This window comes from Geomicrobium sp. JCM 19055, from assembly GCF_000698185.1.
Taxonomy (GTDB): domain Bacteria; phylum Bacillota; class Bacilli; order Bacillales; family Marinococcaceae; genus Geomicrobium_A; species Geomicrobium_A sediminis.
On record NZ_BAXL01000014.1, the window covers coordinates 110,616 to 136,835 of the forward strand.

The 26,220-nt window shown below is 42.2% G+C and carries 30 protein-coding genes and 3 pseudogenes; 15 read left to right on the top strand and 18 right to left on the bottom strand.

All coding sequences use genetic code 11. From position 1 onward, the window contains the following. The first annotated feature begins 13 nt into the window (after positions 1-13). Positions 14-247 carry a membrane protein insertion efficiency factor YidD gene (gene yidD / locus JCM19055_RS13380; protein WP_042360071.1) on the top strand — a complete coding sequence of 78 codons (234 nt, stop codon included), beginning with the start codon at positions 14-16 and terminating at the stop codon, positions 245-247. Between the two features lie 75 nt (positions 248-322). Here yidD and JCM19055_RS31895 read toward each other — a convergent pair whose 3' ends face one another. The 7 genes and pseudogenes from JCM19055_RS31895 to kapB all read right to left on the bottom strand — a co-directional run bounded on the left by JCM19055_RS31895 (position 323) and on the right by kapB (position 5,702). After that, positions 323-982: a M24 family metallopeptidase gene (locus tag JCM19055_RS31895; protein WP_370543141.1), complete on the bottom strand. Its 660-nt coding sequence runs from the start codon at positions 980-982 to the stop codon at positions 323-325. A gap of 10 nt (positions 983-992) precedes the next feature. Then, a complete protein-coding gene (locus JCM19055_RS31900) occupies positions 993-1,421 on the bottom strand; it encodes an aminopeptidase P family N-terminal domain-containing protein (RefSeq protein ID WP_370543142.1) in 429 nt (142 codons plus the stop codon). An 88-nt stretch (positions 1,422-1,509) separates the two neighbouring features. Then, positions 1,510-2,786, bottom strand: a pseudogene (locus JCM19055_RS13390) (aldehyde dehydrogenase family protein). Next, positions 2,783-2,953, bottom strand: a complete 171-nt coding sequence (locus tag JCM19055_RS31905; RefSeq protein WP_370543143.1) for a hypothetical protein — start codon at positions 2,951-2,953, stop codon at positions 2,783-2,785. Before JCM19055_RS31905 ends, JCM19055_RS13390 begins: the two are co-directional and overlap by 4 nt. A gap of 15 nt (positions 2,954-2,968) precedes the next feature. After that, a complete protein-coding gene (locus JCM19055_RS13395) occupies positions 2,969-4,009 on the bottom strand; it encodes a homoserine dehydrogenase (RefSeq protein ID WP_042360072.1) in 1,041 nt (346 codons plus the stop codon). 15 nt (positions 4,010-4,024) lie between these two features. Beyond that, the gene (locus JCM19055_RS13400; RefSeq protein WP_042360073.1) at positions 4,025-5,218 is read right to left on the bottom strand and encodes a cystathionine gamma-synthase family protein; all 1,194 of its coding nucleotides are present in this window, start codon (positions 5,216-5,218) and stop codon (positions 4,025-4,027) included. Between the two features lie 124 nt (positions 5,219-5,342). After that, the gene (gene kapB / locus JCM19055_RS13405; RefSeq protein ID WP_042360074.1) at positions 5,343-5,702 is read right to left on the bottom strand and encodes a sporulation phosphorelay system protein KapB; all 360 of its coding nucleotides are present in this window, start codon (positions 5,700-5,702) and stop codon (positions 5,343-5,345) included. Positions 5,703-5,858: 156 nt separating this feature from the next. Between kapB and JCM19055_RS13410 the strand changes: the two genes are divergently transcribed. After that, positions 5,859-6,797 (top strand): aromatic acid exporter family protein, encoded by a 939-nt coding sequence (locus JCM19055_RS13410; RefSeq protein WP_042360075.1) that lies wholly within the window; start codon positions 5,859-5,861, stop codon positions 6,795-6,797. A gap of 29 nt (positions 6,798-6,826) precedes the next feature. Here the strand turns inward: JCM19055_RS13410 and JCM19055_RS13415 are convergent, their stop codons facing one another. Together JCM19055_RS13415 and gltB are read right to left on the bottom strand one after the other, a co-directional pair. Then, complete coding sequence (locus JCM19055_RS13415; RefSeq protein ID WP_042360076.1) at positions 6,827-8,314, bottom strand: glutamate synthase subunit beta; 1,488 nt, start codon at positions 8,312-8,314, stop codon at positions 6,827-6,829. A 27-nt stretch (positions 8,315-8,341) separates the two neighbouring features. Beyond that, positions 8,342-12,836: pseudogene (gene gltB / locus JCM19055_RS13420) on the bottom strand (glutamate synthase large subunit). A gap of 510 nt (positions 12,837-13,346) precedes the next feature. Between gltB and JCM19055_RS31910 the strand changes: the two are divergent. The 9 genes from JCM19055_RS31910 to JCM19055_RS13455 all read left to right on the top strand — a co-directional run bounded on the left by JCM19055_RS31910 (position 13,347) and on the right by JCM19055_RS13455 (position 17,305). Continuing rightward, the gene (locus JCM19055_RS31910; RefSeq protein WP_370543144.1) at positions 13,347-13,640 is read left to right on the top strand and encodes a hypothetical protein; all 294 of its coding nucleotides are present in this window, start codon (positions 13,347-13,349) and stop codon (positions 13,638-13,640) included. Positions 13,641-13,657: 17 nt separating this feature from the next. Continuing rightward, positions 13,658-14,338 carry a toxic anion resistance protein gene (locus tag JCM19055_RS13425; RefSeq protein ID WP_370543148.1) on the top strand — a complete coding sequence of 227 codons (681 nt, stop codon included), beginning with the start codon at positions 13,658-13,660 and terminating at the stop codon, positions 14,336-14,338. 31 nt (positions 14,339-14,369) lie between these two features. Further along, positions 14,370-14,735 carry a hypothetical protein gene (locus JCM19055_RS13430; RefSeq protein WP_042360077.1) on the top strand — a complete coding sequence of 122 codons (366 nt, stop codon included), beginning with the start codon at positions 14,370-14,372 and terminating at the stop codon, positions 14,733-14,735. Further along, complete coding sequence (locus tag JCM19055_RS13435; RefSeq protein ID WP_152549889.1) at positions 14,705-15,286, top strand: hypothetical protein; 582 nt, start codon at positions 14,705-14,707, stop codon at positions 15,284-15,286. Before JCM19055_RS13430 ends, JCM19055_RS13435 begins: the two co-directional genes overlap by 31 nt. 63 nt (positions 15,287-15,349) lie before the next feature. Beyond that, on the top strand, positions 15,350-15,934 hold the full coding sequence (locus JCM19055_RS29790) for an MBL fold metallo-hydrolase (RefSeq protein ID WP_265182156.1): 585 nt from the start codon (positions 15,350-15,352) through the stop codon (positions 15,932-15,934). Positions 15,935-15,965: 31 nt separating this feature from the next. Then, positions 15,966-16,316 carry a hypothetical protein gene (locus JCM19055_RS29795; protein ID WP_265182157.1) on the top strand — a complete coding sequence of 117 codons (351 nt, stop codon included), beginning with the start codon at positions 15,966-15,968 and terminating at the stop codon, positions 16,314-16,316. A gap of 97 nt (positions 16,317-16,413) precedes the next feature. Then, positions 16,414-16,707, top strand: coding sequence for a hypothetical protein (locus JCM19055_RS13445; protein WP_042360079.1), 294 nt, complete (start codon positions 16,414-16,416; stop codon positions 16,705-16,707). Further along, positions 16,704-16,931, top strand: a complete 228-nt coding sequence (locus tag JCM19055_RS13450; RefSeq protein ID WP_042360080.1) for a DUF2777 family protein — start codon at positions 16,704-16,706, stop codon at positions 16,929-16,931. Before JCM19055_RS13445 ends, JCM19055_RS13450 begins: the two co-directional genes overlap by 4 nt. Before the next feature lie 11 nt (positions 16,932-16,942). After that, complete coding sequence (locus JCM19055_RS13455) at positions 16,943-17,305, top strand: DUF2777 family protein (protein WP_042360081.1); 363 nt, start codon at positions 16,943-16,945, stop codon at positions 17,303-17,305. Positions 17,306-17,322: 17 nt separating this feature from the next. Here the strand turns inward: JCM19055_RS13455 and JCM19055_RS13460 are convergent, their stop codons facing one another. The 9 genes and pseudogenes from JCM19055_RS13460 to ilvA all read right to left on the bottom strand — a co-directional run bounded on the left by JCM19055_RS13460 (position 17,323) and on the right by ilvA (position 23,632). Continuing rightward, positions 17,323-18,900, bottom strand: coding sequence for a PH domain-containing protein (locus tag JCM19055_RS13460; protein ID WP_042360082.1), 1,578 nt, complete (start codon positions 18,898-18,900; stop codon positions 17,323-17,325). Beyond that, a complete protein-coding gene (locus JCM19055_RS13465) occupies positions 18,893-19,372 on the bottom strand; it encodes a PH domain-containing protein (protein WP_042360083.1) in 480 nt (159 codons plus the stop codon). The genes JCM19055_RS13460 and JCM19055_RS13465 overlap by 8 nt, the downstream gene beginning before the upstream one ends. A gap of 16 nt (positions 19,373-19,388) precedes the next feature. Further along, positions 19,389-19,598 (bottom strand): hypothetical protein, encoded by a 210-nt coding sequence (locus JCM19055_RS13470; protein ID WP_042360084.1) that lies wholly within the window; start codon positions 19,596-19,598, stop codon positions 19,389-19,391. 13 nt (positions 19,599-19,611) lie between these two features. Next, the gene (locus JCM19055_RS13475; protein ID WP_042360085.1) at positions 19,612-20,736 is read right to left on the bottom strand and encodes a virulence factor; all 1,125 of its coding nucleotides are present in this window, start codon (positions 20,734-20,736) and stop codon (positions 19,612-19,614) included. A 70-nt stretch (positions 20,737-20,806) separates the two neighbouring features. Further along, positions 20,807-21,100, bottom strand: coding sequence for a hypothetical protein (locus tag JCM19055_RS13480; RefSeq protein ID WP_042360086.1), 294 nt, complete (start codon positions 21,098-21,100; stop codon positions 20,807-20,809). Then, positions 21,075-21,230 carry a peroxiredoxin gene (locus JCM19055_RS25590; RefSeq protein ID WP_081833695.1) on the bottom strand — a complete coding sequence of 52 codons (156 nt, stop codon included), beginning with the start codon at positions 21,228-21,230 and terminating at the stop codon, positions 21,075-21,077. Before JCM19055_RS25590 ends, JCM19055_RS13480 begins: the two co-directional genes overlap by 26 nt. A gap of 1 nt (position 21,231) precedes the next feature. Continuing rightward, entirely contained in the window at positions 21,232-21,540 is a 309-nt protein-coding gene (locus JCM19055_RS13485) for a thioredoxin family protein (RefSeq protein WP_042360087.1), read from the bottom strand. Positions 21,541-21,606: 66 nt separating this feature from the next. Then, a pseudogene (locus JCM19055_RS31915) lies at positions 21,607-22,367 on the bottom strand (DUF3891 family protein). Next, on the bottom strand, positions 22,364-23,632 hold the full coding sequence (ilvA, locus tag JCM19055_RS13500; RefSeq protein WP_042360090.1) for a threonine ammonia-lyase IlvA: 1,269 nt from the start codon (positions 23,630-23,632) through the stop codon (positions 22,364-22,366). The pseudogene JCM19055_RS31915 and the gene ilvA overlap by 4 nt, the downstream one beginning before the upstream one ends. A gap of 239 nt (positions 23,633-23,871) precedes the next feature. Here ilvA and JCM19055_RS13505 point away from each other — a divergent pair, with 239 nt between their 5' ends. The 4 genes from JCM19055_RS13505 (at position 23,872) to JCM19055_RS24050 (ending at position 26,156) form a co-directional block, all read left to right on the top strand. Then, positions 23,872-24,063 (top strand): hypothetical protein, encoded by a 192-nt coding sequence (locus JCM19055_RS13505; protein WP_042360091.1) that lies wholly within the window; start codon positions 23,872-23,874, stop codon positions 24,061-24,063. Positions 24,064-24,141: 78 nt separating this feature from the next. Next, the gene (locus JCM19055_RS13510) at positions 24,142-24,471 is read left to right on the top strand and encodes a phasin family protein (RefSeq protein ID WP_042360092.1); all 330 of its coding nucleotides are present in this window, start codon (positions 24,142-24,144) and stop codon (positions 24,469-24,471) included. A 15-nt stretch (positions 24,472-24,486) separates the two neighbouring features. Continuing rightward, positions 24,487-25,872, top strand: a complete 1,386-nt coding sequence (locus tag JCM19055_RS13515; protein ID WP_052366332.1) for an AarF/ABC1/UbiB kinase family protein — start codon at positions 24,487-24,489, stop codon at positions 25,870-25,872. Continuing rightward, positions 25,869-26,156 (top strand): hypothetical protein, encoded by a 288-nt coding sequence (locus tag JCM19055_RS24050; protein ID WP_052366333.1) that lies wholly within the window; start codon positions 25,869-25,871, stop codon positions 26,154-26,156. Before JCM19055_RS13515 ends, JCM19055_RS24050 begins: the two co-directional genes overlap by 4 nt. Positions 26,157-26,220 lie beyond the last annotated feature (64 nt).

The following is a 26,220-nucleotide window of genomic DNA, read 5'->3' on the forward strand; positions in this document are numbered from 1 at the left end:
GATGGAGGCAACTATGTTAAAAAAAATCGTCATCGCTCCCATTCGTTTTTACCAAAAATACATTTCCCCTGCGACGCCTCCAACGTGTCGATTTCAACCGACATGTTCGCAATACATGTTGGATGCCGTCTTGATTCACGGTGTTTTTAAGGGTGTCTCACTCGGAGTGATTCGAATTCTAAAGTGTCATCCCTTTCATAAGGGCGGATTTGATCCTGTCCCTCCTGAAAAGAAAAAAAACGTCTGAGTAACGCTTTTGACCCTGCACTCGTTAAATGTTCGAGTGCAGGGTCAATTTGTTTACATCGTCTTTTCATAAACGTCACGAGGAAAATTCGTTAACGTTTCTACCCCCGTTGTCAGTAATAAGCACAGATTCTGTAATCTCAACTCCAAATTCATCAAACCAAATACCTGGCATCAAGTGAAACGTCATTCCAGGTTCTAATAATGAGCGGTCTCCTTTTCTAAAACTAATCGTATGCTCACCCCAGTCTGGCGGATAACTCAAGCCAATTGAATAACCGAGACGTGACGCTTTAATAAACCCATGTTTTCCAATCGATTCTCGCCAAACTTCCTCTACTTGTTCAGCAGTTACACCTGGTTTCATAAAGTTAAGCGTTTCTTCAATACCTTCTGTGACCACTTTTCCGACATCAATGATTTCTTTTGGAGCTTTTTTGATTGCCATCGTTCTTGCAAGCGGTGCATGATAACGTTGATAACATCCGGCAATTTCAATCGTCAAAAAGTCGCCTTCTTTGTATCGTTTATCTGTCCACGTCAAATGGGGACTCGCAGTGTTTTTCCCTGTCGGAAGCATCGGTACAATCGATGTGTAATCACCGCCAAATTCAGCTGTTCCGCTCACCTGTGCGTGATAAATGGCAGCTGCCACATCATTTTCGCGAACCCCGACATCAACTTTGTCATATGCCGCTTGCATGGCTTTCTCAACAATTTTAGCAGCGCGACGCATAAACGTAATCTCAGCTGGACTTTTTTTGCAGGCGCACCCAGTTGACGATCGTACTTGTGTTTTTGAATTCCGCTTCTGGTAATCCGTACGTTAAACGCTCATGACACATCGCCGTATAGTAAAACGCGTCCATCTCAACGCCTACTTTTCGCTGACCTTGACCGAGGTCTGTCAAAATATTGGCGACAAAATCCATCGGGTGTTTTATTGTTGATTGGACAAACTCATCTGGATACGGAATAATTCTCGTATGGTCGATCCACGTCGTTGTTTTTGCACTATGGGCATCCATTTCACGTCCGACCCAAATCGGTTCTTCTTCATCAATGAGTACGAGAACGACTTGATGAACGTAGAAACTCCATGCATTATAACCTGTTAAATAGCACAGGTTCGAAGGGTTCGAAAGAATGAGCACTTCAACACCGTACTCTAACATTTTTTTGCTTCGTCTTATTCATGCGCAGTTGATATTCTTCCCTTGAAAACATCTACCCACAACCCTTCTTTACGACGTTTAGTCTTTGTTATTGGTCTTGGTCGTTAAAGCAAACCACACGTTGTTCAGTCATTTCTACCATTGCATCATACACGCCTTCTCTTCCGACACCCGATCCTTTCGTACCGCCAAACGGCATCGCATCAATGCGGAAGTCACTGCTATCATTAATCATGACACCACCAACGTGTAAGTCACGTATTGTGTTGTGCGCCGTTTGCAACGACGTTGTAAAGACGCCCGCTTGCAACCCGTAATTGACTTCATTTGCCAGTGTCATCGCTTCATCGTACGTTGTAAACGGTTGAATCATCGCTACAGGACCAAAAATTTCTTCTTGATACAATAACGAATCTCTCGGAACATCTTGCATAATGGTTGGCTCGACATAATTTCCGTATTTCTTTCCACCCGTTAAAACGGTAGCACCAGCATCAACGGCTGCATCAACCCACTCAATCACTCGGTTTGCTTCTCGTTCGTTAATTAATGGGCCCACATCATCTTGTTCGTTCTTTTTATCTCCAAATTGAAGAGCAGCTGTTTCTTCCAAACAATACTTCGTGAAGTCTTCAACCACTTGCTCGCTCACGAGCATTCGTTGGACGCTAAGACAATTTTGTCCTCCTGCTGCAAACGCCCCAGAAACCGCGGCTTTCGCTGCTTTTTTACATCTGCATCTGCAAAAACGAGAAACGGTGAGTTCGCACCAAGTTCCATGCTAATCTTTTTAAGACCAGCATCTTTTGCGAGTTTCTCTCCAGTACGAAGCCCTCCTGTAAAGCTAATTAGCCTTACTTCCGGATGTTCAACAAGTGGAGGGATCACCTCTTGTCCTCGGCCGGTTACAACATTTAAGATGTGCTTTGGTAATCCTGCTTCAATAAACTTTCTCGTTAACCATAACGCGGATAACGGGGTTTCTGTAGCAGGTTTTAAAATGACCGCATTGCCTGAAGCGATTGCAGGACCAATCTTATGAGCAACGAGATTTAGCGGGTCGTTGAATGGCGTAATTGCCCCGACAATCCCAATCGGAAAGCGCACCGTATAGCCGTGACGATGTTCACTTCCTTCCATTTGATCGAAGTTCAACGTCGTTCCACCAATTCTTCTTGCTTCTTCTGCACATAGGCGCAACGTCTCTGCCGCTCTTCTCGCTTCACGCCTTGCTTCTGAAATTGTCTTCACACCTTCAGAAGAAATGATTTGTGCGATTTCTTCACGTTCATTCAGAATACGCTCAACCACATTTAACAAAATGTCCATGCGTTGTCTCGTTGACATTTTGCTCGCAATTTTCAATCCTTTTTTTGCAGACCGTAACGCTTCTTCATATCCGCTTTGGTTCCTTTTGGAACCGTGGCAATCAACTCATTGGTTGCTGGATCATACACGTTAATCATTTCTTCTTTTTGCTTCCAAATTCCCGCAATAAACATCGCTTGTTCATGCTTTTTCATTTCAATCATTTCAAACACTCCAATCTAACGAGTAGTCTTTGGCAATGACAGAATATCGATTAATACGGCAAAACCTGTTTCAGAAATTCCAGCTCCAGCTCCGATAAGGGTAATATCACCAGACAGGTCACACGAATAGGTCACAGCGTTTGTTGCACCTTCGATTTGTGCAAGTGGGTTGGTTTTATCTAAAAGAACAGGCTTTACTTCTCCTTTGACGATGCCTTGTTCAGTTGTAATCGTTCCGAGGAGTTTCCATACTTGTTGTTGTTCATTTGCTTTTTGTATGTCTTCTTGTTGTATGTTCGTAATCCCAGTCGTTGGTACGTCTTCTCGTGTAAGATTTGCACCGAGCAAAACATTCGCTAATATGACGACCTTTCCTTGAACGTCATACCCTTCAACGTCATTTGTCGGATCTGCTTCAGCATATCCTTTCTCTTTCGCTTCCTCTAAGCTTTCTGAATAGCTTCTTCCAGAGGTCATTGCTGTGAGCATATAATTGGTCGTACCGTTAAAAATGCCCGAAATCTTCGTAATATCATTGCCTTTTAGCGTCTCTAATGGCATACGAAGTGCCGGTGTTCCACTCATTACCGTTCCTTCAAAGAGAAGCGAAACACCGTTCTCATCTGCAAGTTGCTTTAACTCGTTGTAGGCTTTTACGATCGGACCTTTATTCGTCATCACAACGTGTTTTTTCGCTTGTAATGCCGCTTTTGTATGTGTAATCGCAGGCTCTCCAGTAACGACATCTGTAAACGTTAATTCGACTATAACGTCTGCATTCGTTTGTTGGATCGTTTCAACCGCACTTAATCCTGTGATCGTTCCTGCTCGTTTTGGATAATGGTGCAACGTACCGTCAATATCTAAGCTCGCTTTAACATCTTGCAGGGAAAGTCCATCATCATGATGGACCGACCCTTTATACAAATCAGCAATTGAAACGATTGTAATTTTGCGATTGTACCGCTCTTCTAATTGCTGTTTCTTCTGTTCAACGATCGTAAGAAAACCTTGACCGACCCCGCCAAAACCGATAATGGCTACTTTTTGTTCCATCTACGACACTCCAATTCACTGTTTAACTGTTAATGCTTTTAACGCCATTTCGAGATCTTCTTTCAAATCTTCGAAATCTTCAATACCAGCTGAATAGCGAATGAGTCCATCTGGAATCCCGAGCGCTTTACGTTCTTCTGGTGTTGATTCTACATGACTTGTCGTTCTTGCTGGACCGACGGTTGTTTCTACAGCACCGAGGTTCGCCGCGCGATTTGCATACTTTAGTTTCGGTAACACCAATTTCACTGCATCCATTCCTCCGACGAGTGAAAAACTAAACATGCCACCAAACCCTCTCATTTGTTGCTTTGCAATCTTGTGATTTGGATGATCTTTTAAGCCTGGGTAAAAAACATCTTCAACCATCGGATGCTTCTTCAAATATTCCGCTAATTTTGTCGCGTTCTCGGTTTGTTTGTAAACACGTAGATGCAACGTTTTCATGCCACGAATGAGTAAATATGCAGCCATCGGGTCTAGTGTAGCACCGTTGATTTCCCGGTAATGATACACTTCTTCTACGAGCGCTTTACTTCCTACAAGCACGCCTCCAAGTGCATCGGCGTGACCACCGAGAAACTTCGTTGCTGAATGAAGTACCAAATCAGCACCAAGTTGCAACGGGTTTTGTAAAATTGGTGTTGCAAACGTGTTGTCTACGATCACGAGTGCATTGTGATTTTTGGCAACGTCAGCAATTCGCTCAATATCTGTAATTTTCACAGTAGGATTCGTCGGTGTTTCTAAATAAACGATGCTACAGCCTTTTTCAATTTCTTCAATCATATGCTTATGATCGCCGGTTTCACAAAGCGTAATATCAATGTTTAACCGTGGCAAAAACTCACTAAAGATTTTATTCGTTCCACCGTACGTATCTTTAATACTTACGACTCGATCCCCTGGTCGTAAAAACGTTAATAACGTGTTGCTAATTGCCGCCATACCCGTTGAAAAGCTCGTTGCTGCTTCAGCGCCTTCCAACTCTTTCACTTTATCCTCGAAACTTGAAACCGTAGGGTTTGTATTTCGGCCATAAATGTGACCTTCCGCTTGACCGACTGCCACTTCATACCAATAATCTAAATCGTCATACGTGTAAGCAACGCTATGAACGACTGGCACTTGGCTTGCGCCGTGCACTCTGTACTTCTCTTCGCCTGCCCAAACCGTCTCTGTCGCTAACTTCGGCTGTCTTTCTTTCATAATCCCTCTCCCCTTCGTATGGATGTTACAAAAAATTTAAGTTTTCTGTAAAAAAGAGCGTAAGAAAAGAGGACGACGGAAAACGTCACCTCTTTTTTGGATGCTCATGTATAAAATTATCGCGTTACTTTTCGTATCTTGTTTGCAATTCTTTTAAACTCGAAAGCGCTTTTTCACCAAATTCATCTTCCCGTTTTTCCATTTTGGAAATTTCGGCTTCTACCGCTTCATGCAAACTTTCTTCATAAGAAGGAAGATCATCTGAATAGGCTTTGACGGTAACCGTTGGCACCCATGCCTTTTCTAAATATGCAAGTGCGTTTCTTTGATGAAATAGTGGTACATCTGTTGCAAATCCTTGATGAAGATCTCCTTGCATCGGATGTTTTTTGACTGCTTTCACTTGAAGAAGTGTTCGTTCGCCACGTTCTTCAACAACTTCTCCGATGTAGATCCCTGTTTTGTACTTACCGGTTACGTACACCCCATCACTCCCCTCAAACCAACTATAGGAAAATTCAATTCTATCATACGTGATCTTTTCTATATTGTTCAAGAGCTTCTTTTAAATTCATGCATAATTATTTTTTTCCGTTACATACTAACTGTAAAAATTTGAAAAGATTGAAGGATGAACGGCATGTCACTATTCTTTTTGCGTAGCTCAAAGCGACTGATTAAACTCTTGACGTCCATGACTTTTAGCCTTTTGCTTTGTCATCTTCTCTCAATTCCGCCGTTATTTGCGATTGTAACGACTTGCTTTGCCCTTGAGAATACGAGCTTTGATGCCGTTCGTAACGGAGCTGTCCGTCTCGGGTCTGCTCTTGTTGGTGCCGGTTTTGCCCTCGTCTTCTACTTTATTCTCGGTGCCCATCCGCTCATGTATGCCAGTGTTGTGATCGTCATCATTCTCATCATGAACGTTTTCGTCTATAAACGATTTACGATGATCGCATCCATCACAGCCTTTGCCATTATGCCTTCCATGTTTGATCATCATTTAGAATTTTATAGTGAACGAGTGATGAGTTCTATGATCGGAATTATGGTTTCGACCGTTGTGAACATGTATGTGTTACCGAATAATTTCATGCCTGAACTCCGAAATAAATATGAACGATTAATCGAGCAAGCAGCGATCATTTCACCGCTCAACTCATCCACGAAGAAAATGATACAAAAGCGCTTGAATGAGTTCGAACGCATGACTGCAAAACAAAAAAAACAATGGCGGTTGCGTCCTGGTAACGCAGATGAGACGAGACAGTTACGATACTTAGAGCATCAAAAACGTTTTCTAGCTGAACTTTTTCAACAGCAATTTTCATTTAGTGAACAGGCGTCTTCACCGTACATTGTGCAATTTATTATGCGTCTTCCTGCTCATTACAGGAAATTAGGACGAGCTGAACGGCGGAAGCTCTTGCATTGGCTTGATACGATTGCCCCAAAAATCCCTGCCGATTTCAAAGTGAATTACGAGTATGTTATGCAGCTTTTGTTTGTCTTGGACCGTCCTTCTTATTTACATACGTTCCATCATGACAACCAACAGAAAAAGCACGTAAAAGCGTGAATTCACTTTTACGTGCATGATTAACTTGTTTATACAAGAATCGTGGACCCCATTAAATATCGATCCACTTCACGTGCTGCTTCTCTTCCTTCATGAATCGCCCAAACGACAAGGCTTTGACCGCGACGGTTATCGCCTGCAGCATAAACACTCGGTACGCTCGTACTGTATTGACCATATTCTGCATCAACCGTACCTCGGTTTGTCGTCTTCACACCCATTTGTTCAAGAAGCTCTCGTTCAGGTCCGGTAAACCCAATTGCTAATAACACGAGATCCGCATCCCAAACCTTTTCAGATCCAGGTATTGGTTTACGTAGTTTTTGTCCGTTTTCAAACACTGTTTCTGCTTGTACGGCTTCAAGACCGACTAAAACACCTTCATCATCAGTCACAAAACGAGTCGTTAACCATTGGTACGCTCTAGGATCTTCTCCGTAAACGGCTTCCGCTTCTTTATGTCCGTCTTCTTTTGCAAACGTTAGTGGAAATAATGGCCATGGGTTTCCATCATTACGCGTTTCACCTTTGATTTTATTAATATCAAATTGTGCAATTGACTTCGCACCGTGACGCACAGATGTTGTAATGCAATCCACACCTGTGTCACCGCCTCCGATCACGATGACATTTTTGCCAGCAGCAGAAATGTATTGACCGTCTTCATGCTTTGAATCGAGCAATGACTTCGTGTTTTGCGTTAAGAAGTCCATCGCAAAATGAACACCTTTAGCATCGTGACCTGGCACGTCACTAACGCCACGTGGTACTTGTGCTCCAGTACACAAAATCACCGCAGAATAGTCATTGTTCAATTGTTCCCAAGAGATCGTTTCACCGATGTTAACGTTTGTCTTAAACGTAATGCCTTCTTCCTCTAAAATACGAACGCGTCTCATGACTGTTTCGTAAGGAAGTTTAACGTCAGGAATTCCGTACGTTAATAGACCACCAACACGATCTTCTTTTTCGTAAACAACGACCGTGTGACCGACTTTATTAAGTTGGGCAGCTGCTGCAAGTCCAGCAGGTCCTGAACCAATAACGGCGACACGCTTTCCTGTTCTCTTGCGAGGTGGCTTCGCTTTAATCCACCCTTCTTTAAACCCATTTTCAACGATTTGCCATTCTATCGATTTAATCGTAACCGCATCATCATCAATGGCAACCGTACAAGAGCCTTCACAAGGTGCTGGACATACTTTCCCCGTAAATTCCGGGAAATTATTCGTCTTGTGCAAACGTTCTAACGCATCTTTCCAACGGCCGTGATAGACGAGATCGTTCCATTCAGGAATTAAGTTGTACACTGGACAACCAATGTCATCTGAACCAGGAACATTCGTTCCTGCTTGGCAAAAAGGAATCCCGCAATCCATACATCGTGAAGCTTGCTCTTCAATGTCGGACTTTGGTGGTGTTACATGGATGTCTTGCCAATCTTGAACACGATCACGAGGATCACGTTTTTTAGGTACCTGTCGTTCAATTTCCATAAATCCAGTCGCTTTACCCATCGTTTCCCCTCCTGTTCAAAACCGTGATTACTTAACCACTGCTTTCGCTCGCTTGCTTTCATCAAAAGCGGCCATAACCGCTTCCTCTTCAGAAATACCTTCTTTTATCGACGTATCAATCGCTTTTAACATGTTGCGATAATCTGTCGGGATCACTTTAACAAATCGCGTTTTTTTCTTCATCCCAATTCGCTAAAATGCGGTTACCGATCGGGCTTTTCGTGTGTTCTACATGTGTTGTGATAAGCGTTTTCAGCTCATCTTCGTCAATTTGTTCTAATTGATCCAGCTCGACGAGTTCACGGTTGCAGTGGGCTTCAAACGAAGCTCTTGGGTTGTACACATAACTCACACCACCAGACATACCAGCAGCATAGTTTTTACCTGTGTCACCTAACACAACGACAGTTCCACCTGTCATGTACTCTAAAGCGTGATCACCGACGCTTCGACGACAACTTTTGCACCACTATTTCGAACACAAAAACGTTCTCCGGCAATTCCAGAAATATACGCTTCACCACTCGTCGCACCGTAAAGCGATGTGTTACCGACGATGATATTCTTTTCAGGTTCAAGAGGCGCATCTTCGTGAGGATGTACGTAAATCTTACCTCCAGATAAACCTTTGCCAATATAGTCGTTGCTATCGCCTACTAGGCGTAGCGTCATTCCTTTAGGAACAAACGCTCCAAACTTTGTCCAGCAGAACCTGTAAACGTTAAATCTAGCGTATCTTCAGGCAAACCTTCAGCACCGTAGCGCTTCGTAATCATACTTCCAATGACCGTTCCAACCGCCCGGTTAATACTCCAAACTGGGTAGGACCGTTTTAACGGGGTTTTATTTTCAATTGCGGGTAAGCAACTGTCCATGAGCATTGTCGTATCGAGTGATTCACCGACAAGGTGCTCTTGCTCACTCGTTCCAAAATGTGCCGATTGATTTTCAGGATTCGGACGATATAAAAGCGATCGTAAATCAAGTTGCTTCGCTTTTTCGCCAATAACATCGTCACGTTGCTCGAGTAGATCTGCGCGTCCAATCATGTCATCAATTTTCGTAAAACCGAGCTCTGCCATTAATTCGCGCATTTCTTCAGCGATAAACGTCATAAAGTTTACGACATGTTCAGGATCACCTGCGAATTTCTTACGCAATTCAGGGTTTTGCGTTGCAATTCCAACAGGACACGTATCAATATGACAAACACGCATCATGACACATCCGAGCACAACGAGTGGCGCTGTAGAAAGTGCATACTCTTCTGCGCCGAGAAGTGTTGCGACCACTAAGTCGCGACCTGTCATCATTTTCCCGTCAGTTTCTAACTTAATACGATTACGCAATCCATTCATTACTAACGTTTGATGAGCATCTGCCAAGCCAATCTCCCAAGGTAGACCGGTATGTTTAATGGACGTTTTTGCAGCCGCTCCTGTACCGCCGTCATAACCACTAATGACGATTCCATCTGCACGGCCTTTCGCAACACCTGCAGCAATCGTACCGACTCCCGTACCCGAAACGAGCTTTACGCTTATCCGTGCATCAGGATTTGAATGTTTTAAATCATGGATTAATTGCGCCAAATCTTCAATTGAATAAATATCATGATGTGGTGGTGGTGAAATTAAGCCAACTCCTGCTGTAGTTCCACGCACTTTAGCTACCCACGGGTACACTTTATTGCCTGGCAATTGTCCACCTTCACCTGGCTTTGCACCTTGCGCTACTTTAATTTGAATCTCATCAGCATTGACTAAATAATGACTCGTCACACCAAATCGTCCGGAAGCTACTTGCTTGATTGCACTTCGTCTTAAGTCACCATTGTCATCCACTGTAAATCGGTCCGGGTCTTCGCCACCTTCACCAGTGTTCGATCTTCCACCGATTCGGTTCATGGCAATCGCAAGCGCCTCATGCGCTTCTTTTGAAATCGAGCCAAATGACATCGCCCCTGTTTTAAAGCGTTTAAAAATCTCTTCAACAGGCTCAACTTCATGAAGCTGCACACTCGGACGATCTTTCTTTAATTTAAGCAATCCACGTAATGTCGTTTGCTTTTTCTCTTGTTCATTAATTGACTCGCTATAGGATTGATAAAGTTTGTGATCATTCGTTCGACAAGCATGTTGCAACATATGAATCGTGTGTGGATTGTATTGATGTTCTTCACCATCTCGACGCCACTGATGATCGTCACCTTCTTCAAGTGTCAATTGATCATGCTCAAGTTTACGGTAAGCGGTCGTGTGACGCGTAATGGCATCCTTTGCAATCGTTTGTAAATCAATGCCACCAATTCTTGTTGGCGTCCATGTAAAGTGTTGATCAATCACTTCTTTTGAAATTCCAATCGCTTCAAAAATCTGAGCACCACGATAACTTTGGATCGTACTGATGCCCATTTTTGAGAGGACTTTCATCATGCCTTTTGTAGCTGATTTAATGTATTTCGACACAGCTTCAACATAGGAATGCGTTTTAAGATCATCACTTCGAATTAACCCTTCTAACGAATCGAAAATTAAATACGGGTTAATGACTTCTGCACCGTAACCGAGCAACACACAATAATGGTGTACTTCACTTGCTTCACCTGTTTCAACGAGAATGCTTACTTTCGTACGATTCCCCGTGCGAATGAGGTAATGGTGCAAACTTGAAACGGCTAGCAACATTGGAATTGGCACGGCAGAACTACTCACGAGTTTATCGCTTAATACGAGCAACGTTTTGTCATCATGTAACGCTTGATCAGCTTCTTTATGAATTTGTGAAAGTGCTTGTTCAATACCGCTACCATCATGAGACGGCTCAAATGTCGTTGAAATCGTCACCGCATGTAGACCCGGTTCGTCACAATGAATGAGCTTTGCCATCTCTTCATTTGTAACGAGTGGGGTATCCAAATAGATATGCCTTGCGTTTTCTTTTGTCGGATGTAACAAATTGCCTTCACGCCCGATTGTCGTTCCAACTGCTGTTACAACTTCCTCACGAATTACATCAATCGGAGGATTTGTCACTTGCGCAAACTGCTGCTTAAAGTAGTTGTAGAGCAGTTGAGGATTATCGGACAAGACCGCTAACGGATTGTCATACCCCATCGAACCGACTGGATCGGCACCGTCGGTCACGAGCGGCTTAATCATTTTATGGATTTGCTCAAACGTATAGCCGTGAACAGCTTGCTTTAAACGTAACTTCGTCTCATCAAACTCCGTTACTTCAACGGCACTCTCACGAATATCGTCTAGCGTCTTTAACTCTTCATTTACCCACTCTTTGTATGGGTTTTCATTAATAATGGACTGTTTAACGTCTTCATCAGGGATAATGCGTCCTTCTTCTGGGTCAACAATCAACATTTGCCCTGGCTTTAAGCGGTTCTTTTCAACCACTTTACCTGGCGCTGTCGGCAACACTCCGACTTCTGAACTCATTACAACGATATCGTCTTCAGTCACGATATAGCGCGATGGCCTTAACCCGTTACGATCAAGTGTCGCTCCAACCCGTTTTCCATCTGTAAATACGATTGCAGTTGGACCGTCCCACGGTTCCATTAACGTACTATGATATTGGTAAAATGCGCGTTTATCATCGCTCATATGTTCAGCATTTTGCCAAGGTTCTGGAATCATTAACATTGCTGAATGGGCAAGCGAGCGACCTGATAACGTGAAAAACTCAAACGCGTTATCAAACATCGATGAATCGCTACCACTTTCATCAATGACTGGACGAACCTTCTCGAGATCTTCTCCAAATAATTTAGATTGGAATACCGCTTCTCTAGCATGCATCCAATTCACATTACCTTTAATCGTATTAATTTCACCGTTATGCATCAAATAACGGTTCGGGTGAGCGCGCTCCCAACTAGGGAATGTATTCGTACTAAATCGTGAATGAACGAGAGCGATTGTACTTTTAAACGTTTTCTTCTTTAGGTCGATAAAGAACGTACCGAGTTGTTCTGTCGTTAACATGCCTTTGTATACGATTGTTCTTGTTGAAAGACTAGCGAAATAAAAAGAATCCCCTTCTTCAAGTAACGATTGAACGGCCTTTTCTGTCCGCTTTCTCACGACGTACAACTTTCTCTCTAACTCATCGTCGATGAGTCCATCAGCAGAAATAAATACTTGCTGAATATAAGGCTTTGCCGCAAGAGCGGAATCACCAATGCCCGTTGTATTCACCGGTACATCACGAACACCGATTACATTTGCACCTTCTTGTTCAGCCATTTGCGCTAACATTTCTAGTGCACGCTTACGTCGTGTGTCATCGGTAGGTAGAAATAGCATTCCGACACCATATTCACCTTTTTCAGGCAATTCGAAGCCTGACTCTACTGCCGCTTCCTTGAAAAATCCGTGTGGAATTTGAAGTAAAATCCCAGCACCGTCTCCTGAATTAGGTTCTGCCCCTTGTCCACCGCGATGCTCAAGGTTGGCTAGTAGATCAAGCGCACTTCGTACGATCGTATACGAAGCTGTCCTTTCATATTCGCCAAAAAGCCGATCCCACAATTGTCATGTTCAAATTCGGATCGATAAAGACCCTTTGGATTAGTATTGTCATGAAACAATTTATTCCACCTCTTTCTTAACAAAAAAAGATCTCTTCACGAAACTAGTAAAAATGATCTTACCACTTATCTGAACCTTCGGCAAATTGCAAGCACCGTTTATTACAGCATGTAAGCGCTTAATATAATGTCACTAAAGGAAAAAAATCTAACAATGATTTTTATGATTTTTACGTTTCTTTTTGAAATTTATACAACTTCTATTCAGTTTTGAAACCTAATACTTTTGCGCACGTATATAGATCAAGACAATCCGAAAGTGAAAATGGTATAATGTAAGCATACATTTGCACGCATACGGTGAACGGAAAGGTGGAAACGACATGCAAGAAGATAAACAAAACGAAGAGTTAGATGAAACGAACTTTGAAACTGACCTTCCAGTTGAGGAAAAAAAGTGAAGCAGCAAAAAATGCTGAGAACTATATGAACAAATTTAAAGAAAACTCGAACACACAAGAGCTCGTGCAACAACTTAGTTTGCTCGGTGAAGACGAACAAAAATTAGCAGGTGATTCGTTAGAATCATTAAAACGCCCTGTTCAAGATATGTTACAAAATAAAAATAGCGAACTTCCTGAACAACTATTTGAACTGCGTCAACATGTCTCTACGTTAGAACCTGAACATCTTAATGAAGGTTTCTTACAAAAAAAACCTGGAACAAAATCACAAGACGAAATCCAATTGAACAGTATGCTAAGAAGTATCAAACGGTAGAAGCACAAGTTGAGAACATCATTGAAGCTCTACTAAAGGGTAAAGATAAACTTCAAGAAGACAATTTGATGCTCGAGCAATTACGTGACACTGCAACGTCACGCATTATAAATCTTGAAAAGCAAATTGAGACAGGTAAACAGCTCAATACGATGCTTGAAGAAGAAATGACTGCAGAAAATTGGCGAGATAACCCACAAGAATTACAAAAAGGACAACGAAAAGTCATTACGAGAATCAAAAATATGACGCAAGCGGTTATGGTGTTACAACAATCACTTGCATCCGTTGATCTTATTAAAGAAAACAACGACAAGCTCGAAGAGGCCATTTTTAACGCGATTACGATGACGAAAAACGTCATTACGGTTACTGCTTCGATCCAACTTGCCCTTGGTAATCAAAAGAAAGTCATTGATGCCGTTCAAAGTGTGAATCAAGCAACTGAAGATATGATACTAAGCAATGCAAAGTCACTTCGTTCCAATACAGAAGAAACATTAAAAACATTGGAAGAACCAGCTATTGCTATTGAATCATTCAGAAAAGCTTACGATGATGTGCAAACGGCCATTGAGCTGACTGAACAATCCAATGAACGTATTGTTCAATCAGGAAAGGCATTTATTGCAGAACTTGATGAACTAAATAAAAACGTCCAAGCTCGTTTACCAGAACGTAGTGACGACCGCTCTTAAATGATTAACTTTAGTGAAGGTGCTGATGACAGTGAAAGATTGGTTGACGACTTCTTGGCGAGAACGCTTTATACCGGAAAGAATGCGTACGGTCGATGACCAAATCTTTTCCGACCCTAACGGGCTTTCACTGATTAAAGAAAGTGAAGCAATTCTCGACAAGATCATTGCACACATGTTAAAGAACGGTCCGATACGCGGATCGCAAGTGTACAAGAAAAATGGGCGTACATTTAAACTCAGGCTCAAAGTTAGTCAAAAGCACGTGAAGTTATTAACGTTTGATACGCACGTCTCCCCTTCTGCAATTAAAAAGCGATTCGTACTCAGTTACACGCGTAGCAACATTCACGCGGGAGCCAAAAGATGCTTAAAGAAGGTTCTGTTTATTATATGAAGAATGGGAAATCACATGTCCGAAGCATTATGAAGTCGCCTTATTTTCACGGCATTATCCAAAAGATGCAGCACATTGATGGTGCGATGGACGGGCACGCTCCAACTTCATTTATTGAACCTCCAATGCCTGATGAATCACCAAAAGCATCCAAAGAAGTTCAAACCGAACAAGATCATTACACAACATCGTTAAACTACTTAACGATGCAAAAACAAGATTTACCAGAGCCCATTCAAAATCGACTACAGCAATTGCTTGAGCGGCTGAACCCGTTCCAACATCAACTCCGCCAGCTTTCAGTTGAAGATCGTTACCAAGTGAAGCGAATGGCTCAAGAGGACATTCCAAACCTCATTTCAGCCTATAAAGAGCTCGATAACGAAGAACAAGAAGAACAGATGCCTCGTATTTATGAAGCACTCACAAAAATGGAACTGGTCATTTCAAAGCTTGAAGAAAATGATGAACAACTGAAAAATGAGCGCTTCGATTATTTAATCCGACTCAATGAACGACGTTATACAGGTGGGAATGACGCTGATCAATAATCAGCGTCTCCTATTTGTCGTTTTTCGAATAATTAAACTTTTAATTAGAGGTGATTGAGAATGATGAAAATTGCTGACAAGACGTATTTAATTGACGGTTTAGATTTAGGACTCGAACAGCGTACTGGCATTTACGTTTTAGAGGGAGATGAGTTAACGATTATTGAAACGGGACCTAGTTGTTCCTATGAACCGATCGTTAAAGGCTTAAAGGAGTTAGGTTACACTCTCGATGACTTGCTACATATTATTGTCACCCACGTCCATCTCGATCACGCAGGCGGTGCGGGCCAACTCATGCAACACACCAAAAACGCGACACTACACGTTCACCCAAAAGGCGCAAAGCATTTAAATGATCCGACAAAATTAATCCAAGGCGCCAAAGTCGTATACGGAGATAAATTCGACGACTTGTTTGCTCCTGTTCTTCCTTGCCCAGTTGAACACACAGTCAGTCATGAAGATGAAAGTGTATTGCAGATTGCCGCGGACCGTAAGCTCACTTTTCTTCATACACCAGGACATGCCCTTCACCACTTTTCAATTCAAGATGAATTAACCGGAGCAATTTTCACAGGAGACACGCTCGGGATTTATTACGGAAGGCTTTCTCAAAAAAATGGGAACTTGCATCGCAATTCCTAGCACATCACCATCACAGTTTGATGAACAGAGCATGCTTACTTCTTGGGAACGTATAAAGTCGCTTAACCCTGCAATCATCGGCTTTGGTCACTTTGGAGTTTCAACCGATCAACAAGAAGTTTTTCAATCGCTTCACAGTAGCTATGACGTGTTTAAAACCGTTCTTTCACAAGAGCACGTCGATCCTACACGTCTGTCACACTTATTATTTGAAGCCCTTCTTGAACACTTTTCCATTGAAAATCATGACGACGATGTTCAAATGATGAAAATGGATTGTGAAGTTTCTGCTTTAGGACTAATTGATGCCTACCGTAAGGTCGAATCGGACTTGTCAGTTGAAGAAGTAGCAAAAGGTAGATATAATGGATTACGTGATTAGTCCGAAAAAGAGAGGGTTCCTATGAATCGTAAAGAGGCACATTTAACGCAAGGTAAAACCGTCGTGTTCACTGAGCAAAATCCGAAATGTAGCTATTATGGCGTTTTACAACATATCGAAACACCAAAAAAACAAAATTTGGACTGGAAAAATTGTCGTACAAGGCGTTTATGAAATTCACAATGCCGATGACATCTTCTCTCTTCATTACAGTGGTGGAGAAGAAGTTGACGTGACAGGCGATAAGATTTCCACTTTTTCTGGAAAAGTAGCACGTTCGTTTCGCTCATCAACACTTATGCAATTGCCAAACTTGAGAAGTCAACAAACGCGAACATTCACCAACTCGAGGAAAAGAAACGACAACTTCAAGAAAACCGCCTTCGTTTGAAAAACGGTCATCGAACGTCAGAAGATCCTTATTTGTACTTTAAATTGCAATCGATCGAAGATGAAGTTGTACTCGTTGAGCAATCACAGAGTGAACAAATGATGTTAGACGGCTGCCCTTTCGACTTAGAATGGCTTGATAGTAAAAAGGATGAGTGGCAACCCGTCAATTATGATCAAGACTTCAAATTCCGATTAAAAAGCGGTAAAAAAAAGTTCGGTTAAAAGAAGGTTCAATGATTCGGATTCACAAAGAACAATTTGAACCGTTCCAAATCTTACTCAATGAATTGGAACTACCAGCTAAAGAATCTCTTGCGGTCTTGTTACGTGATTTCGGTTTTAAACGCAAACACCTCGTGAAATGTCACAACACGCTGTTACGACAACTATTACACGCTCAAGAAGAACACCAATTTTCAGGTGTTAACTTTCTTTTCTTCCAAAAAGATGGCAACAGCATCGTCATTCAACATCGTTATGAACGCATTCTTCATCAAGTTGGGGAAGATTACGTATACGACCGGTTTGAATGCACCTCTGACACGAATCAACGTCAAGTCGTCACGTATACGAACATGCAACAACCATCGAAATAAACAAAACGAAGAGGAGTCTAATCGACGATTGACTCCTCTTCGTTTTTGTTTTGTTGTTGTTGTTTTGAAAACCAATCTTTTAAGTCAAAACCATCGTTCTCTGAGAGATCTAACACCTCAAAACTTTTGCCAGAGATGCTCGAGAGAATGGATACAGAAAACGTCGATAGCTTTCGAAACCGTTGAATCGGTGACTGAACGACGTCAGCTGCTTGAATTCTTCGTTTAGGGACAATTACGCGGTTTAAGTTAAACAAGCGCCATTGCATGACTAAACGATCATCCGTCACATAGTGACCTGCATGCCTGTATCGTAAATGTCCGATCCAAAGTGCAGGAATGACGATGAGAAAACTAAGCGCACCGAACGGTGGAAAGAAATACGTTAACGGCAGAGTTACGAAAAACGTCGGCAAGATTGCACGAATCCAGTAACGAATTCGAGCTCGCTTCGGAAGCTTCGTAAGCGTAATCCCCTCTTCAAACACAAATTCAGGTAAGAAACGACGTAACACTTCGTCAACTTCTTTTCGCTTTACGAGTGGAATGAGCATCGTCGATTGTTGCTCTTCTGCATTTCCCCCGCCTTTACTTTCTACATAGATCGTTGTATAGCCAAATGGTTGTCGCAAAATCGTACTCACGTAGCGAACCGCTGTAATGCGATGTACTTTTAACGTGAGTTGCTTCTTCTCTAACAACCCTCGTGAAACGATTAAATCGTTCCCCCTCTTATCAACGGAAAACTGACCGTACTTAACGATCGTAATCCCAATTGAAATAAGGTATGCGATGAGCGCAATTAACACGACAAATAGTGCAATCAGCGTCGTCGTTAAGGATAATGCATAACCGACCGTAGACTCATAAAACGTCTCAGGCAACAACACATCAAATTGTGAAACAATCGCAATAACAGCAGACAGTACAAGACCGACACCGCCTGACGTCATCCCTGCGATAAATAGCCGTTTGTTCCCGAGGACCCAGCGATCATCTGGCTCTGCTTCTGTCCACTCTTCTTCTACGTCAACAACTTCTGTAGACTCTTCTTCGAGTGCGTCTTGATGAACGTCTTCACCTTCTACGTGCTCTTCATTTTCTGAGTGCACGTTAAGCTCTGCTTGTGATTGTTCTGTTTCTTCTGGAACGTCCATCTTTTTCATTAGCTCTCGCTTCAGGCGATTCGCTTCTTGAACAGTTAGCGCATCAATGTCAACGTCTGGTTCACTTCCACCACCCGCTGTCTCAATCTTCACTCGAACTAATCCAAATGGACGTTGCAAAATTCCTGCAGATTTATCAAAGCTTTGCACACGTCGACGTTGTATATAACGATTTTTCTTGATGATAATGCCTTGACGTATATAAAGCTCGTTGTCTTTTACGTAGTACCGATACGTCCACCAGTATAAAAAGCTATACCCGAGTGAAAACAAGATGATGACTGGAATAATAATGAGTGTGAAGATCCCGATTCCGCCACCAGTACTTCCGATGAAGAAGGCGATAATAAGCGGGATAATAAACCCTTTAATACCTTGCACGATCATAATTGGCACTGCTGCCCAGTGCATGCGTTTGCCGTCAGTCATCTTCATCAGCCGTTTGGGCCAAAACGGCAATTTGATCCCGAAGATCAGAGGCCACTTCTTCTGTTAAAGCAGGAATTTGATGGATAGTCGCAGCTGTTGAAATGCTTACAGCAGACAACTTATAGTGACGATAAATTGGACCTTGTTCCGTGTCTACGTGTTGAACACGGTTCATCGGAACGAGTGTCCTGCGGATAATAAACACACCATACTGAAAATCGATTTCTTCATCATGTACTTCATAGCGCCATCGTCGCCAACGAATGGCTGGCACGACGAGACTTTTCATAATGACGATTAAAATCCAAGCGATTACCATGACGTATAAAATCCAGAATGGCCAATCAAATACGAAAGAAAGCACTCCATACACAATCGGGATAATTAAGTAAAATAAACTTTCAAATAGTCCAGTAATCCGCCAAACCGGAAGCGCCTTTTTTGATAGGCGCTTCGCTGGTGCTTGTCGCATGTGAACGGCTCCTTCCTTACTCTTCGTCACGCACGTAAATGATCTCTACTTCCAACGACTTTAAATAATCAATGACCGCATCATTTAATTGTTGGTCTTGCAACAAACCGAGAGATTCGACGAGTTCAAGCTCATCAAACTCGCCATTCTCAGCTTCTTCAATTAAAGTGAGGACCTCCGTTAACTTACGTTCTTCAAGTGTTTCAATTAATTGTTCTCGTTTCATGTTTCACCTCTAATTAGTCTTTCGCTCTTACTGACTCTGTCATTTGTTTCCAAACGGAACCTTTAGCTTCTTCTCCGCCTTCGATTCGTTTTAGTGCCATTTTCATTTGCATATCCACTTCAAATTCAGGATCTGGAATGGCTGCTTTTAATGGTTCAATTGCACGTTCATCTCCAACTTCAAACAAGAACATTGCCGCTCTCCAACGCACGAGCTTACTCTTATCGTTCAAGCTTTTGATCACTTCATCCATCGCACTTGGATCTCCTAAGTCAGAAAACGTGTCTGCAGCTGTTCGACGAATGGTTGCGGATTTGTCTTTCATCGCTTCATATAAATAAGGAAGAATAGCTTTGGTTTCAACCATTCCAATTAACGTTACAGCGAGGCGGCGCACAGAAAGCTTCTCATCTTTCATAGCGATGCTTAAGATTTCTAGATCATCTTCTGTTGGATCCATCTGATCGAGCGCTGCAAAACGCTTTTTCCAATCTGGATCTTCTAGCATTTCTTTCGTCACTGCATAAGGCTTTGGACGTTCTACTGAACTGCTATCCGTTGCATAGTGAACGAGGCGATCTAATCGTTCTTGATCGTATGCTGCCTTCACTTCTTCTAACACTTCTTGACCGATTTCTTCAAGGTCGTTCCCGTAACGAACAGCACGTTCTTCCCAAGAACGATCTAATACAATGTTATCGTCCGCATTCGCTGCTTTAAATGCAGCTTGTTCAAAACGCTCAGGCAAACCGACACGCTTTTCCTCATCAGACGTTAAAAGCTTCACCTGCATTGGGATGTTTTTAAACATTTGAAGTTGTACTTGTACTTCACCGTAATGATCAGCTACGACTTGTTCTTCATTCGTGTCTTCTTTTGTATCTTCTCCAAACACTTGTCTTGCCTTCTGCAAAACGGGCTCCCATTTCGCCTTTGGTTCGCGTTCAAGTGCAATAAAATCAGCTACGTGATACACACCTTTGATGCCTTCAATTTTGAAGAGTTCTTGAATTTCTTTTGGTGCATCACTATGATTGTCTTTCGTATAGTTGTTGCTTTTGCCAGATCCTAACGCTTGATCAAGCGTTAGCTTCATCGTATTCGGGCTTGGTGTTGGTTCAATGGATCGGATTTGCATCGTTATTCCTCCTAAAACTGCTACGTCTGTCTCGGTATCTATCATACCAAATCAACCGTTGCTTTTCTATTTAACGAATGTAAGGCACGAGATGTTTCATAATTACTGTAAAATCTTCAGTATCACCAAACGTTTTGACAATCTTACTTTCACTATCGATGATAAATGTCGAGGGAACCCCTTCACATCGATAGGCTCGATACGTATCAAGTTGGTTGTCTAGTACGTAAGGTACAGGGTTTCCTAATGTGTTCATCAGCTTCTCCCCTGCTCCTTCTTCACGTTCACGACCAACAACATTCACAAAAAGCATGTGTAATCCAGTCGTTGATAATTGTTCATAGAGCCGCGTTTTTTTTATCAAGATCAATTTGTGAATCTGGACACCATGATGCCCAAAATGTTAGCAATAGTGGGCTCCCTGCATAATCTTCTAACGAATGATACGTATTCGTTACAGGGTTATACAGCGAAAACGAAGGCGCGAGCTTCATATTAATGCTCCTCCTCTCTTGCACTCATCCAATGAACGACGTTCAGAACGCTTTTCATCGTCACAAGTCTTTCTCGATGTTCACCGTCTTTATACAATAACGTCGGTACCGACATGATTTGTTCTTTTTCAGCGACGTGCTTCGTTAATTGCAAATTGATTTTGTACACAGAACCTTCGATTCCACACACTTTACTTGCCTCATAAACAAATCGCTCTGCAATCTGACACGTATAACAAAACGGCGAGACGACTAAGACGTATCCTCGTTCGTACTCATTGAATTGTTGTTCAGATAGTTCAGCAATCATAAAATCCTCCTTACATAGGAAGAACCCCAATCCGAAAGATCGAGGTTCTTGAAACGTCATTTCCCATTAAGTGACCGGTTTAAACGTCACCCATAAGGTTTGTAGGGAACTAGTTTGAAACGCTTTTAAGAAATCATCTGGACTGTCATTCGTTTTCTTTACCGTTCGATAATTATGAGGAACGGTCACAGTAGTGCGAAAAGGAAAAGGATGGAGCGTGACAGACTGATGATCATTCCAATTCGCTTCAATCGTCTGATCGCCTAAAAACGAGAATGTTTGTGAAAACCCTCGTTTAAACCACGGCCATTCATCTTCTTTGTTCACACCTGGCTCATTTAGTGCAACATAAAGTGAAATCTCATCTAATAGACGAAGTACGGATAAATCGTACCGAAGATCGTCTTGATTGTCTAGCGATAGCCCTAGTTCGCGCCTTCTTTTTTTTCTTCTTGTTGTTTGAACTTGGTTGCTAGATCGTCTGTTTGCGCTTCATAAAAACTAGATAAATGTTGACTGATCAAATAACCCGCACGTTTATTCATGAAAGCCGCTTCTGTAATTCCCTTTTCATACAGAGGGATCTTCAGTGGATCTGGAAACGATGTGAAATCATACGGCATCGCTTCACTCTCGTTAAAACGAGGAACATGATCTTCCACTTGCCAACCTCGGTCATGTTCAAAACAAGCCGTTACAACATCCGTAAAGCCGGAGCGTTTTAAGCGAATGTCGTCTCCCCAACACCGAGCCAATTGTCCCGTGAACATCCCGTGCTCATGTTGATTAAAGAGGACCCATTCATCACTTCGACTACGGATAATCATAGTACAAAGTTAAACAATTTATCTGACGTAGAAATTTCATCAACATCAAATCCTTCGGCTTTCATTCGTTGAATAAGCACAGGGTAGTCAGCTGCTGACTTTAATTCGATGCCAACGAGAGCTGGTGCGATGGATCGATTGTTCTTCTTGACATAATCGAACCGTGTAATATCATCGTCTGGTCCTAACACGTCATTTAGAAATTCTCGCAATGCTCCAGCGCGTTGTGGGAAGTTCACGATAAAGTAATGTTGCAGTCCTTCATAAATTAACGAGCGCTCGCGCATTTCGGCCATACGACCAATATCATTGTTCCCACCACTAACGACACATACGACTGTTTTGCCCTTTATTTCATCTTTATAGAAATCCAATGCTGAAATTGACATGGCTCCAGCTGGCTCAGCAACGATTGCTTGCTGATTGTAAAGCTCAAGAATGGTTGAACAGACTTTTCCTTCAGGAACGAGAACGATGTCATCAATTAACTGCTCACACATCTTAAACGTTTGCTCACCAACGCGTTGCACAGCAGCACCGTCTACGAACTTATCGATCTCTTCAAGTTCAATGACTTCTTTTCTTAAGAGTGCCTGTTGCATAGAGGGGGCACCTTCAGGCTCTACGCCAATTAGCTTTGCCTGTGGTTGGATGGACTTTACGTACGTACCGAGCCCAGCCATTAACCCGCCACCACCGATTGAGGCAAATACGTAATCAATTTGCCCACCGATGTCATTTAAAATTTCCATACCGACCGTTCCTTGGCCAGCAATAATCTTCTCATTATCAAAAGGGTGCACAAATGTCATGCCATGCTTCTCTTCATAACGCTTCGCTTCTTTGAACGCATCGTCAAACGTATCGCCAGTAATAATGACATCGACGAATTCTTTGCCAAATTGTTTCACTTGGTCTTGCTTTTGACGTGGCGTCGTAGTCGGCATGAAGATGGCGCCTTTTACTTTCATAATGCGGCAAGAGTAGGCAACGCCTTGGGCGTGGTTTCCTGCACTTGCACAGACGACCCCATTTTCCAATTCCTCATCAGATAAGCTCTTCATTAAGTTATATGCGCCGCGAATCTTAAATGATCGAACGACTTGCATATCTTCTCGCTTTAAGTAAATATTCGCACCATAACGCTCAGAGAGTACTTCATCTCGTTGCAATGGCGTATGGGTAACGACATCTTTTAACGTCTGATGGGCAATAATAATGTCTTCTAGCTGTACTTTGTTCATCATTTGTTGATTCTCTGCCATAACTAAACCGCCTTTTTATTTAACAATTAACGCTTTTCTAGATAATGTATCAATTATAGCATGTGTGTTTCAACAATGCGCCACTCTTTCCTAATCCTTTAAGCTTTTCTGCAAAAATTTCACGATCACTTGCACATCAGAAGGATTTCTAGCAAATCTTCGGCGGTCTGCGTTGAAAAACGGACGTTTTACTTCTATAATGAATGAGGTAATACCGTGAATGAAGGAGGAAATTAAACATGAAAGCAAAATTATCAACGGCGTTCTTCTCTTTTCTAGTTCTTTTCTTAATTCCAGTGCAGTCGTTTGCTGCATATGGCGAAGATGATGCAGGAAGTGAAGCTAGCACGTTTCTAATCGTCTCATTAACTGTGTTTTCATTTGCAACGATTATTTACTTGCTCATTTCTACGTTTAAAGACAACAATTAATTTGTAGAAAGAAGAGTAAAACGGTTCAAAAACGGGAAAATAAATAGTTAGAACGCTATGATGAGGGAGGCTTTTACGATGAACGAGTGGTTAAAGAATGGTTTTTTTCTAGGTCTAGGTGCTGCTGTTGCAGGCACTGAGAAAGTACAAACGTATTTAGATGACCTCGTATCACGTGGTAGAATTACCCCGAAAGAAGCAGAGCAATTTGCAGATGAATTAATTAAACGGGGCGAAACGAAAGAACAAGAATGGACGGAGTCGTCGAAAACGAAGATGAAATCCATGTTCAATGATATGGGTCTTGCTACACGTGATGACTTAGAACGTGTTGAAGAGAAACTTACTCATTTGGAAAGCTTGCTCAAAGAGCGTCAAATGAAGGATCGTAACGACGACAACGAGTAAAAAGGAAGATGACTATTGCTTTCCAACGGTTTAAAACACGCAAACCGCTACCGTAAAATCGTAACCGTTTTAGCAAGACACGGTTTCGGTTATGTCCTTAAAGAAGTCGGTCTATTTCACGTCCTTTCTTTACCGAAACGACTCGCTACCAATCCTAGCGACCCTAACTATCGGCTCATCGGAGAGCGGATTCGAAACGCTCTCGAAGAGCTTGGTCCCACGTTTATTAAGCTCGGTCAGATGATTAGTACGAGAGAAGACCTCTTTCCGAACTATATCGTTGATGAACTTGTTGAGCTTCAAGACAATGTACCGCCGTTTAAATTCAGCGAACTAAAGAACATTGTTGAAGAAGAACTAAACATGCCATTACATAAAGCCTATCAATCGTTTGATGAGACCCCTATTGCAGCCGCATCAATTGGTCAAGTACATCGTGCGACATTATTCGATGGCTCGGTCGTTGCTGTAAAAGTTGCAAGGCCTAACATTAAAGAAACGATTGAGAAGGATTTAGACATTTTACATGACTTAGCAAAGCTTTTTACACAACGTTTTCGCTGGGCAGAGTATTATCGCCTCGAAGAAATCGCTGATGAATTTGCGGAAGCCATTCGAAATGAAGCGGACTATACGATTGAAGTGCGAAACACGGAGAAAATGCGTGCGAACATGGCTGATTTCTCCTTAATCTCCATTCCAAGCATTTATGAAAAGTACAGCACTCGCAAAATGATTACGATGGAATTTATTGACGGGGTTAGTTTGCATGATTGGCACCCTGAAAATGAAGAACAAGGGAATCGTTATGCCCGTGAACTTGCTGATGCGTTTTTACATCAAGTGTTGATTGACGGATTGTTCCACAGTGATCCTCATCCAGGTAACTTTAGCATTACGAAAGATGATCAGATTTGTATGTTTGACTTCGGTCAAGTGGGTCGCTTGAATAAGACGATGAGAAATCAGTTCATCAGTTATGTGATCGCGATGACTCGTCGTGACATTCGTGAAGTTACAGACACGATTTATGCAATGGCAGACGTCCCTGATACGGTTGACCATGAGGAGTTTGGCGAAGAGGTCGAATTTCTTCTCGACAAATACTATGAGCAATCGTTTGAAGACATTAAGATTGGTGAGGCGATTCGAGATATCTTTGCCGCGTCTCATCGTTACAACATTCGCATTTATAAAGAATACACACTGCTTGCCAAAGCAGTCATAACGATTGAAAGCATTTTAATGCGACTTGATCCGAATCTTAGCATTGTAGAGATTGCCGAACCTTACGGTAGGCAGCTCGCCCGCGAACGATTAATCCGAAAAGCTGGACGAAAGAACTTTATCGTGATGCTAAAAAGCAATCGAAGACGATTCTCGCCCTCCCCGACTCTGTGAAAAAAGCAGTTGATCGGATCGGAGATGATGACTTGTCGTTAGAAGTGCGCATGCCAAAGATCAATTTGTTCTTTAGAAAGCTTGATCGCATTAGTAATCGAATTTCATTTAGCATTACACTTTTGGCGTTTAGCATTATTATGGTCGGGCTCATTATTGGCTCTTCATTTGGCGATCAAAACTCGTTTTTAGTCCAATTACCTGTGATAGAAATTAGCTTTGTCGTTTCATTTTTCATGTTTTTGCTCATTTTATATTCGATCCTCAAATCAGGAAGATTTTAAAGAGCAGACCGGTTGCGGATGTACCCGCAACCGGTTTTTTTTATACGCTCAAATGTGAGGCGTG

Excerpts from the sequence above, each read along its gene's own strand:
- JCM19055_RS13460 (WP_042360082.1), bottom strand. The coding sequence starts at position 18,900 with ATGACTGACGGCAAACGCATGCACTGGGCAGCAGTGCCAATTATGATC.
- JCM19055_RS13395 (WP_042360072.1), bottom strand. The coding sequence starts at position 4,009 with ATGGAACAAAAAGTAGCCATTATCGGTTTTGGCGGGGTCGGTCAAGGT.
- JCM19055_RS13400 (WP_042360073.1), bottom strand. The coding sequence starts at position 5,218 with ATGAAAGAAAGACAGCCGAAGTTAGCGACAGAGACGGTTTGGGCAGGC.
- JCM19055_RS29795 (WP_265182157.1), top strand. The coding sequence starts at position 15,966 with ATGCTTACTTCTTGGGAACGTATAAAGTCGCTTAACCCTGCAATCATC.
- JCM19055_RS13415 (WP_042360076.1), bottom strand. The coding sequence starts at position 8,314 with ATGGGTAAAGCGACTGGATTTATGGAAATTGAACGACAGGTACCTAAA.
- JCM19055_RS31905 (WP_370543143.1), bottom strand. The coding sequence starts at position 2,953 with ATGATTGAAATGAAAAAGCATGAACAAGCGATGTTTATTGCGGGAATT.
- JCM19055_RS31910 (WP_370543144.1), top strand. The coding sequence starts at position 13,347 with ATGAACAAATTTAAAGAAAACTCGAACACACAAGAGCTCGTGCAACAA.
- JCM19055_RS31895 (WP_370543141.1), bottom strand. The coding sequence starts at position 982 with ATGCGTCGCGCTGCTAAAATTGTTGAGAAAGCCATGCAAGCGGCATAT.
- JCM19055_RS13465 (WP_042360083.1), bottom strand. The coding sequence starts at position 19,372 with ATGCGACAAGCACCAGCGAAGCGCCTATCAAAAAAGGCGCTTCCGGTT.
- JCM19055_RS13505 (WP_042360091.1), top strand. The coding sequence starts at position 23,872 with ATGAAAGCAAAATTATCAACGGCGTTCTTCTCTTTTCTAGTTCTTTTC.
- JCM19055_RS13455 (WP_042360081.1), top strand. The coding sequence starts at position 16,943 with ATGATTCGGATTCACAAAGAACAATTTGAACCGTTCCAAATCTTACTC.
- yidD (WP_042360071.1), top strand. The coding sequence starts at position 14 with ATGTTAAAAAAAATCGTCATCGCTCCCATTCGTTTTTACCAAAAATAC.
- JCM19055_RS13485 (WP_042360087.1), bottom strand. The coding sequence starts at position 21,540 with ATGATTGCTGAACTATCTGAACAACAATTCAATGAGTACGAACGAGGA.
- ilvA (WP_042360090.1), bottom strand. The coding sequence starts at position 23,632 with ATGGCAGAGAATCAACAAATGATGAACAAAGTACAGCTAGAAGACATT.
- JCM19055_RS13470 (WP_042360084.1), bottom strand. The coding sequence starts at position 19,598 with ATGAAACGAGAACAATTAATTGAAACACTTGAAGAACGTAAGTTAACG.
- JCM19055_RS13445 (WP_042360079.1), top strand. The coding sequence starts at position 16,414 with ATGGCGTTTTACAACATATCGAAACACCAAAAAAACAAAATTTGGACT.
- JCM19055_RS13475 (WP_042360085.1), bottom strand. The coding sequence starts at position 20,736 with ATGCAAATCCGATCCATTGAACCAACACCAAGCCCGAATACGATGAAG.
- JCM19055_RS25590 (WP_081833695.1), bottom strand. The coding sequence starts at position 21,230 with ATGAAGCTCGCGCCTTCGTTTTCGCTGTATAACCCTGTAACGAATACG.
- JCM19055_RS13510 (WP_042360092.1), top strand. The coding sequence starts at position 24,142 with ATGAACGAGTGGTTAAAGAATGGTTTTTTTCTAGGTCTAGGTGCTGCT.
- JCM19055_RS31900 (WP_370543142.1), bottom strand. The coding sequence starts at position 1,421 with ATGTTAGAGTACGGTGTTGAAGTGCTCATTCTTTCGAACCCTTCGAAC.
- JCM19055_RS13435 (WP_152549889.1), top strand. The coding sequence starts at position 14,705 with ATGCTTAAAGAAGGTTCTGTTTATTATATGAAGAATGGGAAATCACAT.
- JCM19055_RS13410 (WP_042360075.1), top strand. The coding sequence starts at position 5,859 with ATGTCACTATTCTTTTTGCGTAGCTCAAAGCGACTGATTAAACTCTTG.
- JCM19055_RS29790 (WP_265182156.1), top strand. The coding sequence starts at position 15,350 with ATGAAAATTGCTGACAAGACGTATTTAATTGACGGTTTAGATTTAGGA.